This window comes from Desulfoconvexum algidum, from assembly GCF_055382125.1.
The window spans coordinates 1,210,360-1,226,339 of the sequence record NZ_AP042394.1 but is presented as its reverse complement, the minus strand read 5'-3'; the positions used below and the strand labels follow the sequence as shown (position 1 = coordinate 1,226,339).

Annotated in this window: 9 protein-coding genes and 1 pseudogene; 1 reads left to right on the top strand and 9 read right to left on the bottom strand. The window is 41.7% G+C overall.

The window, feature by feature from the left end; all coding sequences use genetic code 11:
* Window positions 1-64: 64 nt before the first annotated feature.
* The 3 genes from ACZ45G_RS05540 to ACZ45G_RS05530 all read right to left on the bottom strand — a co-directional run bounded on the left by ACZ45G_RS05540 (window position 65) and on the right by ACZ45G_RS05530 (window position 3,370).
* A complete protein-coding gene (locus tag ACZ45G_RS05540; RefSeq protein ID WP_464175811.1) occupies window positions 65-2,356 on the bottom strand; it encodes a methyl-accepting chemotaxis protein in 2,292 nt (763 codons plus the stop codon).
* 86 nt (window positions 2,357-2,442) lie between these two features.
* A complete protein-coding gene (locus tag ACZ45G_RS05535; protein WP_464175808.1) occupies window positions 2,443-2,955 on the bottom strand; it encodes a chemotaxis protein CheW in 513 nt (170 codons plus the stop codon).
* 22 nt (window positions 2,956-2,977) lie between these two features.
* A complete protein-coding gene (locus tag ACZ45G_RS05530; protein WP_464175806.1) occupies window positions 2,978-3,370 on the bottom strand; it encodes a hypothetical protein in 393 nt (130 codons plus the stop codon).
* A 414-nt stretch (window positions 3,371-3,784) separates the two neighbouring features.
* On the opposite strand from ACZ45G_RS05530, the pseudogene ACZ45G_RS05525 reads away from it, so the two are divergent.
* Window positions 3,785-3,885 (top strand): annotated as a pseudogene (locus ACZ45G_RS05525) (transposase); the annotation flags it as partial.
* A 119-nt stretch (window positions 3,886-4,004) separates the two neighbouring features.
* On the opposite strand, the gene ACZ45G_RS05520 reads toward ACZ45G_RS05525, so the two are convergent.
* The 6 genes from ACZ45G_RS05520 to ACZ45G_RS05495 all read right to left on the bottom strand — a co-directional run bounded on the left by ACZ45G_RS05520 (window position 4,005) and on the right by ACZ45G_RS05495 (window position 15,840).
* On the bottom strand, window positions 4,005-6,335 hold the full coding sequence (locus tag ACZ45G_RS05520) for a methyl-accepting chemotaxis protein (RefSeq protein ID WP_464175804.1): 2,331 nt from the start codon (window positions 6,333-6,335) through the stop codon (window positions 4,005-4,007).
* 57 nt (window positions 6,336-6,392) lie between these two features.
* Window positions 6,393-6,905: a chemotaxis protein CheW gene (locus tag ACZ45G_RS05515; protein ID WP_464175802.1), complete on the bottom strand. Its 513-nt coding sequence runs from the start codon at window positions 6,903-6,905 to the stop codon at window positions 6,393-6,395.
* Window positions 6,906-7,378: 473 nt separating this feature from the next.
* Window positions 7,379-7,579 (bottom strand): hypothetical protein, encoded by a 201-nt coding sequence (locus tag ACZ45G_RS05510; RefSeq protein ID WP_464175800.1) that lies wholly within the window; start codon window positions 7,577-7,579, stop codon window positions 7,379-7,381.
* 173 nt (window positions 7,580-7,752) lie between these two features.
* Window positions 7,753-11,727, bottom strand: a complete 3,975-nt coding sequence (locus ACZ45G_RS05505) for an ABC transporter substrate-binding protein (protein WP_464175798.1) — start codon at window positions 11,725-11,727, stop codon at window positions 7,753-7,755.
* 58 nt (window positions 11,728-11,785) lie between these two features.
* Window positions 11,786-14,143 (bottom strand): PAS domain-containing hybrid sensor histidine kinase/response regulator, encoded by a 2,358-nt coding sequence (locus ACZ45G_RS05500; protein ID WP_464175796.1) that lies wholly within the window; start codon window positions 14,141-14,143, stop codon window positions 11,786-11,788.
* Between the two features lie 296 nt (window positions 14,144-14,439).
* Window positions 14,440-15,840 carry a sigma-54-dependent transcriptional regulator gene (locus ACZ45G_RS05495; protein ID WP_464175794.1) on the bottom strand — a complete coding sequence of 467 codons (1,401 nt, stop codon included), beginning with the start codon at window positions 15,838-15,840 and terminating at the stop codon, window positions 14,440-14,442.
* Between the last annotated feature and the right edge of the window lie 140 nt (window positions 15,841-15,980).

Below are 15,980 nucleotides of genomic sequence, written 5' to 3'. Positions count from 1 at the left end.
TTTAGAAACCCGCTCCTATAATTTTCTAAATCCCTGAAATCTCAGTCTTCAGATATTGACATAGTTAAAAATTTTCAAAGTCCTCATCATCATCAAAAGGAATCACCTGATCGGGTCGAACTTCTCTTGAGCCATGGGCCAGCATTTTATTTTTTCCTGCCCTGGCTGTCTTCGGTTTAGAAGAAATGGTTTTCATTTGGCCATGGCCTTGAAGGCTGGTTCCCTTGTTTGCCCTGCCGGTAACCAACATGACAAGTTCACTCACATAGTCCTTGAGTTGTTCTGCCTGGGCATTCATCTCTTCCGAGGCCGATGCAGATTCTTCTGCATTGGCAGCATTTTGCTGGACCACTTTATCCATCTCTGTTATGGCAATATTCACCTGTTCGATACCATTGGACTGCTCTTTGGAGGCTTCGGTTATTTCAGAAACAATGTCACCGACCTTGACAGAACTATCGGCAACTTTACTGAAGGCATCATTGGTACTGGAAACCAGTTCAGACCCGTCATTGACTTTCTTAACAGTGCCTTCAATCAATGCCGCCGTATTCTTAGCCGCATCCGCCGCCCTCATGGCGAGATTTCTAACTTCATCGGCAACCACAGCAAATCCGGCACCGGCTTCACCCGCTCTTGCCGCTTCCACTGCAGCGTTAAGGGCCAGCAGATTTGTTTGAAAGGCAATTTCATCTATGGTTTTAATGATTTTAGAGGTTTCCTCACTGGCTTTGGAAATATCTTCCATTGATTTTGTTAAGTTTCCCATGGATTCATTGGCAGTTATTACCACCTTATTGGTCTCTTTCATCAAGCCATCTGCATGGCTTGCATTCTCCGCATTTTTCTTGGTCATGGAAGACATTTCTTCCATGGAAGAAGAGGTCTCTTCTATGGAAGCTGCCTGCTCGGAAGCACCTTCAGCCATGGACTGACTGGAAGAGGATACCTGGCTTGAAGCGGATGCCACCTGGTCCGATCCCTCATTCAAACCGGCGATAATGCGATTAACAGGTCCAGTGATACTTCTGGTGATTAAAAATGCAAAGAAAATACCCAACATGACAGCGATGATGGTTCCTATCAGTATAATCGTATTGGCAGTTGATACCTGATTTTCCATTTTTGCTTTCTGGTCTGCACTGGCAGAGATACACACTTCTCTTGCCGCTCTGGCGTCTTTGAGCATGCTTTCTTCAGCCTTTTTTTGCTGGACGGTCAGCTCGACATACCGGTCAAAGGCAGCATCGTATTCCCTAAGCGCTGTCATAAGCCCATTCACCTGGTCGATATTTTGGGCCTGTTTGAAACGCGATTTTAAATCCTGGGACAGATTTGTTATTTTTACAATTCGGTCATCGACTTCATTTGTCCATTTTTTGTCACCGGAAATAATGAATTCCTTTTCATTTTTCCGGCCATCAATAAACAATTTGATGATACGATTGGCATCGTCGGATTTGATAAGTTTATCGGTCAAAAAGTCTTCAGCCTTCTTCTGATCTTTGTTCAACTGTGCCTTCTGGTCCCCACGGATTTCCTGTATATGCTTTGTTACGGCAGAAGCTTCTCTGATGAGAACCTGCCGTGTTTGCTCAGACCGGTCTTTAAAAAATTGTACCGCGGCTTTTTCGTAGCCCTGGTAGCTTGCAATGGCCGCATCAATTTTTTCAATATTGGCTTCATTGGTAAAACGGGTCCTCATATTTTGGGCCAGGTCCAGGACGTTTCCATTAGTTTTTTTCCAGGCGGCCATATCCTGGGCATTGGGTTCATGGACCAGGGAGATACGCAGGGCCTTGGCATCCAGAATCAGCTTGATCAGCCGGTTGGCATCATCTGCCAGTATAATTTTTTCTTTAATCTGTGTCGCATTTTTCTCTCTGGCTACATTCAATTGATTTTTCTGATCAGTCCCTATGTTTTCCGCTTCTTTCAGTACAAGACCTGCCTTTCCCCGCATAATGGCCATGGTATTGGTTTTCTGGTTTCTAAATTCTACAAATGTGTCAAATGCCGCTATATAGGTATCATTTTTGTCAATGATACGATCCATCTGGTCTTTGTTTACCTGTTTGGAAAAACTGTCTTTTAATCCACGGGCTCTGTCGGTAACCCCCTTGATAAGGTTCTCTACTTTTGCGACAAGTGCTTCATCATTGCGCATGATGTAATTTTTTTCCTGCTGCCTTGCATCCAAGATGGATTTTACCAGTTCATTGACACCTTCGGACTTTGACGCCCGATCAACAACCCCCGAAAGACTATTAAAACCGATAAAGGAAACAATGCAGAGAAAAACCAGCATAATGGCGAACCCCAATGAAATTTTTACCCCTAAACTCAAATTTTTCATACCCATACTCCTAAGCTATATAATATTTTTTTTAACATACTTATTTTATAAACCGCTATTGATTATCTTGAATAACCTAAAGAATATTATGATACGGTCCCAATGCCCGCTATTTCCTCGGTCGACAGCACCTTATCAATATTCAGCAAGATTTTAACCCCCCCATTTATTTTTGCCAGACCCAGAATATAGGCCGTGTCCAATGCCGTGCCAAAAGCCGGGGTATCTTCAATTTCGTTTTCCTGGATATTCAATACTTCTGAGACTGCATCGACCACGATACCGATTAGAACCGTGCTGGTTTTCAACTCTATTTCCACAACAATAATACAGGTCCGATCTGTATAGGGGATCTCCCCCATATTAAATTTCAGCCGGAGATCCATCACCGGGATGACCTTGCCACGAAGGTTGATCACCCCTTTTACGAATGCCGGCGTTCTTGGCACAGAAGTGATGGGCATCATGCCGATGATTTCCTTCACCTTGAGAATACCGATGCCGTATTCTTCCTCATCCAATGAAAATGTCAGATATTTCCCAGTTTTAATGGTTGTCGTCTTAATTGCCTGGTCCATTGTTTTAGCCAGTTGATCCATCGTCAGTGTCCTCCATTATTATTTAAAACTTATCTTTATTTTTTTCTTGTTTGCTCATCTTGAGTATTACCGCACAAAGGTCATCATAGGTGTCGTTTACATAGGTGAAATATCTTGGAAAAAAATGGTGAGCGGCAGATGTTGTGGCGTCTGAATCATCCGGAAGAATCAGAAGAATGCGCTTGTCTTCCATCAAATCAATCAACGATGTTAATTCTTTTAAGCAATCTTTAGAATCTGCAAACAAAACAAAAATTTCTTTATCGTAAATCGAAACCTGTTTCAACCTGGTTTTGAACCCATTAAACGTCTTAAAAATTTCAATCTCAATTCCTTTGAAATTTTGTTCCATACACTGTTTAAATGTCGCACCTTTTTGGGAAGATCCCTGATGGACGAAAAGCATGAGGTTCATAATTTTTCACATTTCATTTTTATTAATGTTTTTTTAACTGTCCTATCTCCAGTGTATTACAAGTTATGTGCCAACAATAAAAAACATAAAAATCATGTATTTTCAGATGCTTATGAAAAAATAATTTTGTAAGTTTATCGCAGGGATAAGAAGATTGGTGATGACTTTGAGGTTTAAGATTTTTAACTCGCTGAAATCACATCTCAATATGACAATTCTTTAATTTATCGCAAAGGTAGGACAGTCGCAAAGATAGGACATGAAAGAAAGGTATTTTGTCAAACAAAACATCGCTCCAGATGGGGGGATTAACCGCAGCTGCTTCTCTGAGGCAACCAACCACGGGGGGCTTGAACAATTACGATTTATCTTTTTGTTGATCAAATCTTCGCTCTAGGGCAAACCGGCGTTATGGATCGGCATGATCTGACGGCAGAACAGATAGCCTCTATATATAAACTGAGGTGGGCGCTGAGAGTTTTTTCAAGTGGAAAAAAAAACACCTGAAGGTCTATTAACCATTAGAGAATTTGAAACTTAAAATTTTATGTTGCCGTTTGAAATTCAGGGATTTAGAACCCAATCCTGTTTTGTCCTAAATCCCTGAACTCTCAATCTTCAAATATTGGTGCTATTAAAAATTTTCAAAATCGTCATCAAAAGGAATTACTTGATCCGGTCGAACTTCTTTTGAAGAGTGCGCCAGCATTTTATTTTTTCCTGCCCTGGCTGTTTTAGGTTTAGAAGAAATGGTTTTCATTTGGGTATGGCCTTGGAAGGTGTTGCCCTGGTTTTTTTTGCCGGTAACCAGCATGACAAGCTCACTCACATAGTCCTTGAGTTGTTCTGCCTGGGCATTCATCTCTTCTGATGCCGATGCCGATTCCTCTGCATTGGCGGCATTTTGCTGAACCACTTTATCCATCTCTGTTATGGCAATATTCACCTGTTCAATACCATTGGACTGCTCTTTGGAGGCTTCCGAGATCTCAGAAACAATGTCACCGACTTTGGCTGAACTATCGGCAACTTGACTGAACGTATCATTGGTAGTAGAAACCAATTCAGACCCGTCACTTACTTTCTTAACGGTGCCTTCAATCAGTGCTGCGGTGTTTTTTGCCGCATCGGCGGCTCTCATGGCAAGATTTCTAACTTCATCGGCAACCACCGCAAACCCGGCACCGGCTTCACCCGCTCTTGCCGCTTCCACTGCCGCATTAAGGGCCAGCAGGTTCGTTTGAAAGGCAATTTCGTCGATGGTTTTAATGATTTTTGAGGTTTCTTCACTGGCTTTGGAAATATCTTCCATTGAATTTGTGAGTTGTCCCATGGATTCGTTGGCTGTTTTCACAACCTTATTGGTCTCTTTCATCAGACCGTCCGCATGGTTTGCATTTTCAGCATTTTTCTTGGTCATGGAAGACATTTCTTCCATGGAAGAGGAGGTCTCTTCTATGGACGCTGCCTGTTGAGAAGCGCCTTCTGCCATGGACTGGCTATATGAAGACACCTGACTTGAGGCGGATGCCACCTGGTCAGATCCCTCATTCAAGCCGGCAATGATGCGATTAACAGGCCCGGTAATACTTCTGGTGATAAAAAATGCAATCAAGGCACCGACAATCAAGGCGATAATCAATCCGATAATCATGAGAGTGGATGCAGTGGAAAGGGATGCCACAGCCCCCTTTGCAATCTTGTCAGTGGCCTTCATACCGGCATCAGCCGTTGTCTTGCAGGCATTGATAACCACATCACCGGCCTGTGTTCTTTTTGTGCCAAGATCCTGTAAAACATGCCAGTTGTCAAGAAAATCCGTCATAGCAACTTTATAAGTATTACCGGCAGCACTGACTTCATCTATCCGTTCAAAATCTTCTGGAAGGCGGGTTATCTTTTTGAGTTCTTCAAATTTTTTGTCGATCTTTGGAAAATTGCCAAGTGCCGCTTCCATCACCTCTGGGCTGCGCAGGGCCTGGGATTTAAAGGCTCCGATTCTGGCTGAATTCCCCAGATTAATAATATCATTGACCAGGCTTATTTTGTCATGCCTTTCCAGCATATCCTTTGTTAACTTTTCCTGCTGTCCGCTTAAAAACGCATCGCAATTTTTCACATAGATGCCGGCATTTTCATCCATATCTCGACGAAAATTATTCAGGATATCATCATCGGCCATACTCCCATGTTTGTACTCCGTCAAAAATTGCTCCATGGCAGACTGGTATTTTCTAGCAGCGGTTTCCGTGGCATCGATGCGGTGAATATCATCCGCAGACCGGCTTATTTCCCTGAGCTCTTTAATAAGCCCTGTGATACCGCCGATGGTGGCGATGGCCTTGTCCATCAATTTCGGGTCACCCAGGGCCTGGGACTTGAAGTTTAAAACCCTTGTGGTTGAACCTGCTTCAGCAAGAGAAGAAACAAGTCCTATCTTTTTCTGGCGCTCATCCAGATCAATTTTGAATTTTTCATTCTGCCCGGCCAAAAATTCGTTACTGTTGGTCATGTATTTTGCGGCGGAGGAATCTAAGATCTTCCTGTTTTCAGCCAGCTTCCCATTGGTATCCACCGTTTGCTGAACCAGCGTTTTATACTCTTTAACCGCCTTGGTTACCACCTCGATCTGGTCTTTAAGGGCTTTGAGATTTGGTGATTTTGCCTCAAGGGCACGTGCTTTTTCCAGGGCGGTTTCCAAGGCCTTTAATTCTTTCTGAGCACCGGCATAGAATTTTTCATCCTCGGTAAATCCATACCCTCTCATCTCATACATCACCCGGTTTGCAGCACCTCTGAGTTCGACGGCCACATCCACTTCAGGAACATATTCATGGGCCAGCATGGTGCTTTGTGTTTCCACTTTGCTCATGTTCCAGATGGCCATTAATCCCAGTGCACTGGAGATAAGGATCAAAAGGGCAAATCCTGATGCAATCTTCAGTCCCAAACTCAGGTTTTTCATACACATACTCCCTGTTTTATTTTAATGATTAATTTTTTTCTTATTAATATAAAAAACTTACGATACCTTACCGAGGCCATCTATTTCCTCGGTTGACAGCACCTTGTCAATATTCAGTAAAATTTTAACCCCACCGTTTATTTTTGCCAGGCCCAGGATATATGCCGTATCCAATGCCGTGCCAAAAGCCGGGGTATCTTCAATTTCGTTTTCCTGGATATTCAATACTTCTGAGACCGCATCGACCACAATGCCGATTAACACGGTACTGGTTTCCAACTCTATTTCCACAACAATGATACAGGTCCGATCGGTATAGGGAATCTCCCCCATATTAAATTTGAGCCGGAGATCCATCACCGGGATGACCTTTCCCCGCAGGTTGATCACCCCTTTTACAAATTTGGGCGTTCTTGGTACAGAGGTGATCGGCATCATGCCGATGATTTCCTTCACCTTGAGAATACCGATGCCGTATTCTTCTTCATCCAGTGAAAATGTCAGGTATTTTCCGGTTTTAATGGTTGTCGCCTTAATCGCCTGATCCATTGTTTTAGCCAATTGATCCATCTTCAGTGTCCTCCATTATTATTTAATTTTTCCTTGCTTTGTCATCTTGAGTATTACCGCACAAAGATCATCCTAGGCGTCGTTTACATAGGTGAAATATCTTGGAAAAAATGGTGGACGAAAAATATAAGGTTCACAATTTTTCCACATCTCATTCATTAACGTTTTTTTAAATGTCTTATTTCAGGGCATTACAAGTTGTATGCCAACAATAGAAACATAAAAACCATGAAGTTTCAGATAGTTATAAAAATATTTTTTTTTAGTTTATCGCAAATATGAGAGGATTTCGGATGGATTTGAAGTTTAAAATTCTTAACTGGCTGAAATCATGTCTCAATATGACGATTTCTTGATTTGTCGCAAAGATAGGACAGTTTCAAAAATAGGACAATCAGGAGTTTCCCTATCTGCTTGTCACCATATAGGTTCCATGGATAGACGAATAAACGCTCTTAACGTATCGAATGTTTTTATGAATCAGTCGCTTCATCAAGTATATTTCTAACCATCTGAGCCAGGTCTGATTTTACAACAGGTTTCATTAAAAACCCTTTTACTCCTGAGATTTCGGCTTGTTCTTTATTTATTCTTTCACTGAACCCTGTACAGATGATAATCGGGATATCCGGTTTTATTGATAACATTTTCTTTGGTTGTAAAATAGGGTTCAAATATTTTCTTGATAGTGCTTTGCGTCATGCCCATTCTATTGTCGGATACTGATAGCCGGATAACGTGCCTTTGAATGTCTCGCCTAGTTATGCCTTGCATGACAGGAACAGGGACAGACTGCTCACAAAACAGGTAACCACCAATAACGAAAGGGTAAACTTTGCGAGTAACTTCATATAAATTTCTTTGAACCTTCCAAAATATTTCTGATGGTTTGGGCCATTTCAAGCTTCACCACCGGTTTAAATAACAACCCGTTTGCACCGATTGCTTCAGTCCTTTCAAGGGTTATTTTTTCACTGAACCCGGTACAAATAACAATGGGCAATTTTAAGTTAAGTTTTCTGATCTCCAGGGTGAGCTGCTCTCCTGTCATCTTTGGCATGGTCATGTCCGTAATGACCAGGTCATATCTGTCAGGAAAAGATCGAATCTCCTCCAAGGCATCTTTACTATTATTTCTGATTTCAACTTTATACCCCAGACGCTCCAGCATTAATTTTTCCAACCGAAGAACAGATAGTTCATCATCCACCAATAAAATTTTTTCAGTCCCTTTGGGTTCGATCTTCTTCCCATGGGTTTTTTCAAAGAGATCCTCTCTTTTTAAAGCAGGCAGATACACATCAAAAACCGAACCCTGCCCAGGGTTGCTGGTTACCTTGATATCTCCCCCATACTCTTTTACGATACCGTAAACCACGGAAAGACCTAATCCAGTGCCTTTACCCTTTGGTTTCGTTGTAAAATAGGGATCAAAAATTTTTCCCAGGGTGGAATCATTCATTCCCATCCCGGTGTCCTTTATTGATAAAAGAACATGGGGACCTGCAGCAAGCTTCAGATCATTATAATGATCCGGAAAATCAACATTTTGAAGGGTTATGGAAAGAACGCCTCCGGTATCCATCATGGCATGATAGGAATTTGTGATAAGATTCATTGCGATTTGATGAATCTGTGTGGGATCTGCCAATATGGTTCGACAATCGCCATCAATGTCTTGCCTGATTTCAATGGTGGTGGGCAGGATGGATTTTATGAGTTTGATTACTTCTTTAACAACCAATTGCGGTTTTAAAGGGGTTAACTCATGCTCGGTCTGCCGGCTGAAGGTTAAAATTTGTTTTACCAGTTCTTTGGCCCTTTTTGCCCCGACTATAATTTCTTCAACGCTTTCCCGCAAGGAACTACCGACGGGGATATCTTCTTCCATGATTTCCGCAAATCCAATAATTGGAAATAAAATATTATTAAAATCGTGGGCAATGCCGCCAGCCAATGCGCCAATGGCTTCATTCTTCTGAAGCTGACGAAGATTATTCTCCATCATGGCTCTTTGTGTTTCATAGGCTTGCCGATGAATTGCGAGGGCAAATAGTTCTGCAATGCGGTGCAGTGAAATCAAATCATCATCCGTGTAATCCCGGTCGGAATTTGCCAAGGCAATTAACCCTAAGCAAACATCTCCCATCACAATGGGGACTGCCATATAATTTTTAAGGGGGATATGGCCTTGGGGAAGCTCCTTGAAATTTGGATGATCTAAGGGGGTGTTGGTGAAAAATGCATTTCGTGTATTCAAGGCATGACCCCATAACCCATCATATTGACCATTATCCCCCATGGGAAATATCATCCGCTGATTTTTTACCCTGCACATGGCATCGGACATTTCGGTCAGAGTATGCCCCACATTCTCAAATGTATTTTTATCAATGGAAGTGATAAATCCGTGCTCACTGTTGCTGATATCTTTGGCGTATGTTAATGCGATTTTGGAAACCTTTTGAATCTCAAAAATCTGGGACAACAGTTCTTGTGAAATTTTTGCAATCACTTTATTTAAAGACAGCTCTTTTTTAAATGTGTCTTCTGCAGATCTTTGAGCTGAAATATCACTAAAAACACAATGGGTCCTTTCGGCATGACCGTCTTTATCTCGTCCAGCTTTCCCATGCAGCAAAACCAATATATGAGAACCGTCTTTTTTAACCATCTCAAATTCAGCCCCAAGAATTTCACCCACAGCTTTTAAGCGAGGGAAATTTTCAACAAAATGCTTTCTCCAGTCCGGAACCAAAAACTCACTGAAATTTTTCCCGAGAACCGCTGCCTTTGCATACCCCATTGTTTGCAGCCAGGTTTCATTCACCTCAAGAAAATTACCGTGTGCATCCAGGGACTGGTAGTTCATGGGGGCTTGTTCAAACAGTCCTCTAAACTTTTCCTCACTCTTTCGCAATTGATCCTTGGCTTTCATTTCTTCAGAAATATCCCGGGAAAAAAAAGCCAGTCGAAACACCTTCCCGTTAGAATCAATTAAAGGGTAGATGCTATTATCTAAAATCATTCCCGCTCTTTCATCCACAAATTTTACCGGCTGCCCGTTTGAGATGACCGTTTCAACTTGTTCTTTTCTGGAGTGTGCGAGCGTGGGCGGCAGATAATCATAAAAGTTTTTACCCACAAGGTCTTTCACATGGGTTTCAAATCTGAGTGCAGTCACTTCATTGAGGGTAATGAAGGTTCCATCCGGCTCAAGGAGAAATGCAGACTCCGTGGAAGAATTCATTAGAGCGCGGGAGGTTTCCATACTTTTTTTGAGCAATTCCTCGGCCTTTTTTCTTTGAGTGATGTCCACATGGATACCAATGACACGAACGGCACTCCCCTGGTCGTCCCGGACCACATTCGCCCGGGACAAAATATTCATCCAGTGTCCTCGCTTGTGCCACATTTTATATTCTTTTTCAAAACGGTCCCGTTTTCCCTCTATTACCTCATGGATCATTTTCCAAATATCATGTATTTCTTCAGGGCCTGTCAGTCTTTCCCATTCTGAAATCTCATTTTTAATTTCATGGAGTTCATACCCCAGCATCCTCTTCCATCCTGGAGAATAGTAAATTTCATCCGTGACAAGGTTCCACTCATAGAGCCCGTCATTTGCAAACTGCATGGCAAGTTCGTAGCGATTTCCGCTCTCTTTTAACTGCTCATTTAAAAGGGATAGCTCTCTAGTTCTTTTCCTTACATTACGGCGCAGAAGCGTCACCCAGCCAACCACACAAAAAAACCCCGATAAGGATACCATCAATATGATACCAAAAATCTTTTGGCGTTTCTCAGATTTAATCTGTTTACTTTTCTCCGGGTTAAATATAAACGCATCAAAGTTGATCGTCGTTTTCAATAGACCGACTGCTTTTAAATAGGCATCCATTTTTTCCCATCGATCTGGATTCGTATGCCCGATTTCAACTTCAGGAAAATGTAACAACTCTTTTACCCGCTCACTCTGATACAAATTATAGGCCGCAAGATTATCCATTTTAGCGGTTCTTTGAAGGGTTTGTGTAATTTTAGCAGCAATGGAGGCACTATTTTGAACGGCATATTCCCAGCCCCGTATGCTTGCCTTTGTAAAGCGTTCTGCCAGGTCCGGCCTCTCTTTAATCATCCTCTCATTTGTAAACAATGTGTCCCCATAGAAATCGACGCCATAATTGATCGGTGAAAAGGTGTTGAATGCAAAATTCATATTTTGGGCTTCAAACGGCAGGGCAATGGAATAGCCGGGTATCACATCCACCCGATCATCCAGTAAGTGGTCTAATCCTGACTGGTGGGGATATGGTTTTATCTTCTCAGGATCGATACCTTCGGCCTTCAGCACCGCCTGAAACTCGACATCAATCAAATCATCGACCCTGCGGGCAACTCTTAATTTGAGAAAGTCGGCAGGAGCATTTATTCTTATGCTTTTTTTGGAATACAGCCGTGCGGCGCTGTGCTGAAAAATGGATGCCAGCACAACCAGCGGCACCCCCTTATCCCTGGCCAGAAGAATATCCGCCGCGCCTATCCCGAAATCCGCCGCACCTGATCCAACTTCTTCCACCGCACTCAAGATACCCTTTGGGGTAACCGCTGATTTGATGGTGACATGGATACCCTCCTGTTCATAAAATCCCTGCCACACGGCAGCATAATATCCAGCAAACTGAAATTGGTGATCCCAACGCAGCTGAAGCATGACCCGATCCGATGCATCTGCAAAATTAAAAGCAACGACGATTAATACGAATACCATTGTCGATATCTTTCTTAATCGTTCTAATATGGGTTGATATTTATGCATCATTTTTTCACCTCTCCTCATTCTTTTGCCAGCCCTGGTTTTTAAAGGTCTAAAAAATTAATTATTTCAACCGTGACAAGGCCAGAACCTTGCGTATTTTATGCGCCATTTCACTTCTGATTATCGGTTTCAGGATAAACCCCTGGATACCCATTTCTTCACAGCTTTCTTCATTAATCTGATCACTGAACCCCGTACAAATGATGATGGGGATATCCCTTCTTATTTTATGAATTTTTTGGGCGAGTTGAACACCTGTCAGGTTTGGCATTGTCATATCGGTTATCATCAGATCAAATTCACCAGGATTGGCCTTAAATACCTCAAGCGCTTCAAGACTTTTGTTGCTGGTTCTAACCGTATACCCCAGTCGCTGCAACATCTGACCCTCCATGGTGATGATGGATTCTTCATCATCCACAAGAAGTATTATTTCTGATCCGCCTTGAATCGGTTTAAATAAATCAAAAGATTTGTGCTCTATCCCTTTTTTAATGAGCGGCAGGTACACATCCACCTGTGTTCCTTTGCCATGTTCACTGTCAATAACAATATCCCCATCACAGCTTTTAACAATTCCAAGGGCCACTGATAACCCCAGCCCACTTCCTTTTCCTATTTCTTTTGTTGTAAAATAGGGATCAAAAATTTTTTTTGCTATCTCTTTTTTAATCCCTGTTCCTGTGTCGACAAACCGCAGCAAAGCATATCTTCCAGGGGTTAAATCAGGAGAATCCATAGGCCCAACTTCAATCTCATTTAGGCTTATGTTTAGTTTCCCGCCTGATGTTTGCATCGCATGATAGGCATTTGTGCCCAGGTTCATGATCACCTGGTGAAGCTGGGTTGGATCGGCAACGACAATACAATTCTCAGTTTGAACCTTAGTTTTCATCTCAATGGTCTTTGGAAATGAAGAACAAAGAAGCGTTATCGCTTCTGATAGTATTGTTTGGAGCCGAACAGCTTTAAGTTCTGGAACACTTTTCTGGCTGAACGTAAGGATCTGCTTCACAAGGTCTCTTGCCCTCAAGGCCGCTTGAAGTATCTGGCTGCTGTTTGTCTGTTCCAAGCTGCCCTGGGGAAGGTCCTCTTGAAGCATCTCAGCATACCCGATTAACGGAAATAAAATATTGTTAAAATCATGGGCAATACCACCGGCAAGAATGCCAATTGATTCCATCTTATGGGTCTGCCGAATCCGGGACTCAAGCTGTTTTTGCCGGCTGATGTCCATACAAACCCCCAAAGCCGCGTACATGTGCCCTTTTGAATCAAACAATGGGTGAGTTGAAAACAAAGCTGAAAATTTGCTGCCTGATTTTTTTACCAAGGTTGTTTCTCCTGAAAATCCTATTTTACCTTCTCTCATTTGCTGATGCACTTGAGCAAATTTTTTAACATCCTCTGGCAAATGAAGTATGGATATGGAATTTCCAAGCATTTCGTCTTTGCCATACCCAAATATTTTTTCAGCACCCGGGCTAAATTCCAGCATGATGGGTTCCGGGTCCCGGGCATCGGTTATGATAAAAGATACATTGATTGCCGTTTCAAAAATAGCCCGAAGTTGTTCATTTTTTTTCTGGAAAGCCTCCTCTGACTGCTTCCGTTCGGTTATATCATGGTAATTCATCAGTACGCCCTTCAGTATCGGATCATGGATAAAATTTGTGGCCGTGAGTTGAATCCATTTATAGGTTCCGTCCTTACATTTATATCTGTATTCTGCCGTTCTGGTTGCATTATCACCTTCAAAAATGCCATGGTATTCATTTTTAACTCGCACCAAATCATCGGGATGGACATTTACCCATCCATCCGTTCCAATTAAATCTTGTGGATGCCAGCCAAACCATTTCTCTATATTGGGGCTCGTATACTGTATGATACCCCCCTCCCCCATTATTCCGATAACATCCGAAATGTTGGCGATCATCCACTTATATTTTTTTTCACTTTTAAGCAGGGCTTCAGCGGTCTTTTTATGCTCTTTTATTTCCTGTTGAAGGTTTTCATTACTTTTTTTAAGCTCATAGGTTCTTTTTTTTATCAAATTTTTAAAATTTTCTTTTTCCAGGTGCTCTTTTGGAAGCCATCGATAGATCAACAATGCCAAAACAATTCCTGCAGCAATAACGTTTATAATTTTAGGAATAAAAACCATTTCCGGACGAACTAAAAATGTATAAACATATTCAGGTAAAAACCCTGCCAGGGAAGTGTACCAGGCACCAAAATAAAAACTCTCAAACAGTGTGCGAAAGGCATCGACTGCCAAAATAGAAATTAGAACAAAAATAAGTTGGCCTCTATGCACATTGGAGCGAAGCCGCTTGATATAAAAGGCCAGTATACAGGTCCACAGTATGATCAAAATCCAGTAAGTAACAGGTGTTGCGATAGTAAAAAAATTCATATCCTATTTTTCCAAATTGGTGCCATTAACCGTTTAATTTGCCAAGCGGTCATCACCGTTTGTTTGTTTAAATGTCTTGTTTCAAGACGTTACAAATTGTGTGCCAGGAACAAATACATAAAAACAGTTAAATTTCAAATGGTTATAAAAAAAGGCTTTCAAAATTTTATCGCAAACATAAGAAAATTTAGGACGACTTTGAGTATAGTATATTTAACTCACTGAATTTATTGCTAAATCTAACAAAGATTTCAACTTGTCGCAAAGACAGGACAGTCGCAAAAATAGGACAAGACTTAAAGGGCGTTTATGTTATGCTGCTGCAAAAGACGGTAGAGCTGACTTCTTGAAAGGCCGGAACGCCTGCAGGATTCTTTTATATCGCCTTTGGCCGCTGACAATAATGCCTGGAGATAATCATGTTTCATTTGTTCAATATACGCTTTGAACTTTAAATCTCTTCCGACTTTTTTAGCGTCTGGAGATAAATTTTTTGCTGCTGCATCACCATGATCCAGGAGGCTGAATTTATTTCTAATATTAAATGCCCGGATATGACTGGAAAGATGATGGGGAAAAAGCGTGCTGCCGGGACCAGCATTACTGCAAACCAAATTAATGGTAGTGATCAGCTCTCTGACATTTCCCGGCCATTCGTAGGATCCAATTTCTTCTAAAAATTCCGTGGACATTGTACATGAATTTTCAGAAGACGCTGTTTTTTGAGTAACCAGGTATTGGGCAATTGCCACTGCATCATCTTCGCGATCCTTCAAAGGCGGCAGCTTAATATTCATGGAAAATATTCTAAAATAAAGATCTTCTCTAAATTTATTTTCTTTCACCATCTTTGACAAATCACGATGGGTTGCACAGATCAACCTGAAATCACTTTTAACTTCGTTTTTACCGCCCACGGGTCTAAATTCTTTTTCCTGAAGCGCCCTGAGAAATTTTTTCTGCATATTTAGGGGAAGTTCACCGATCTCATCTAAAAACAGTGTCCCTTTATCCGCCATTTTCATTAATCCCGGCTTGTCCGAATCAGCTCCTGTGAATGCCCCTTTTGTATGACCGAAAAGTGTGCTTTCCACAAGATGTTCCGGCAGTGCTGCACAGTCAACAACAACAAATCCGCCATGCGATCTGTTGCTGTTAGTATGGATAGCCCTTGAAAAAAGCTCTTTGCCTGTTCCTGTTTCCCCGGTGATCACTACGGGGATATCACTGTTTGCAGCCTTTGAAACCTTATCAAGACAGATTGATATCAATGGGCTCTCACCAATAATCGCATCTCTTTTAATCTTCTTTTTCAGCTGGTTGAGCTGTTTTTGTTTCCGATACTCAAATGCTCTGTCCAATGCGAATTTAAAATCTTTAAGGGACCCTTCTTTTGAAATATAATCCCATGCTTTTGATCGCATCGCAAGTTCTGCGCCGTCCACATTTCCATCTGCTGTAATAATAATTATTTCCGGGGCATCAGGATGTTGTTTTATAATTTCGATGGCTTCCAGGCCATTGCCGTCCGGAAGATTTACATCTAAAAAGACAATATCTATGGTGGCGGAAAATATATTTGCCAGTCCCTCTTTCAAGGTCTGCTGATAAAAAGTCTGGCCTCCTGTTTTGCTGAAAACCTTGGTCAGGAGTTTACATATCTGCTCGTCATCATCTATGATGAGTACTTTTGGCATACTGGTTTTATCCGTTTAAAATTATTTAATTTTTATTGTTTTCCATTCAAAACCGGTAATCTACAGGCTTCCCCAAATTATCACAAATGATCTCATGCACGAAAAATCCATTCAGCATTTCCCGAAAGAGTGACTGATAA

What these genes read in the sequence shown, in the direction of transcription:
- ACZ45G_RS05540 (WP_464175811.1), bottom strand. Translation starts at nt 2,356, where the DNA reads ATGAAAAATTTGAGTTTAGGGGTAAAAATTTCATTGGGGTTCGCCATT.
- ACZ45G_RS05535 (WP_464175808.1), bottom strand. Translation starts at nt 2,955, where the DNA reads ATGGATCAACTGGCTAAAACAATGGACCAGGCAATTAAGACGACAACC.
- ACZ45G_RS05530 (WP_464175806.1), bottom strand. Translation starts at nt 3,370, where the DNA reads ATGAACCTCATGCTTTTCGTCCATCAGGGATCTTCCCAAAAAGGTGCG.
- ACZ45G_RS05520 (WP_464175804.1), bottom strand. Translation starts at nt 6,335, where the DNA reads ATGAAAAACCTGAGTTTGGGACTGAAGATTGCATCAGGATTTGCCCTT.
- ACZ45G_RS05515 (WP_464175802.1), bottom strand. Translation starts at nt 6,905, where the DNA reads ATGGATCAATTGGCTAAAACAATGGATCAGGCGATTAAGGCGACAACC.
- ACZ45G_RS05505 (WP_464175798.1), bottom strand. Translation starts at nt 11,727, where the DNA reads ATGATGCATAAATATCAACCCATATTAGAACGATTAAGAAAGATATCG.
- ACZ45G_RS05500 (WP_464175796.1), bottom strand. Translation starts at nt 14,143, where the DNA reads ATGAATTTTTTTACTATCGCAACACCTGTTACTTACTGGATTTTGATC.
- ACZ45G_RS05495 (WP_464175794.1), bottom strand. Translation starts at nt 15,840, where the DNA reads ATGCCAAAAGTACTCATCATAGATGATGACGAGCAGATATGTAAACTC.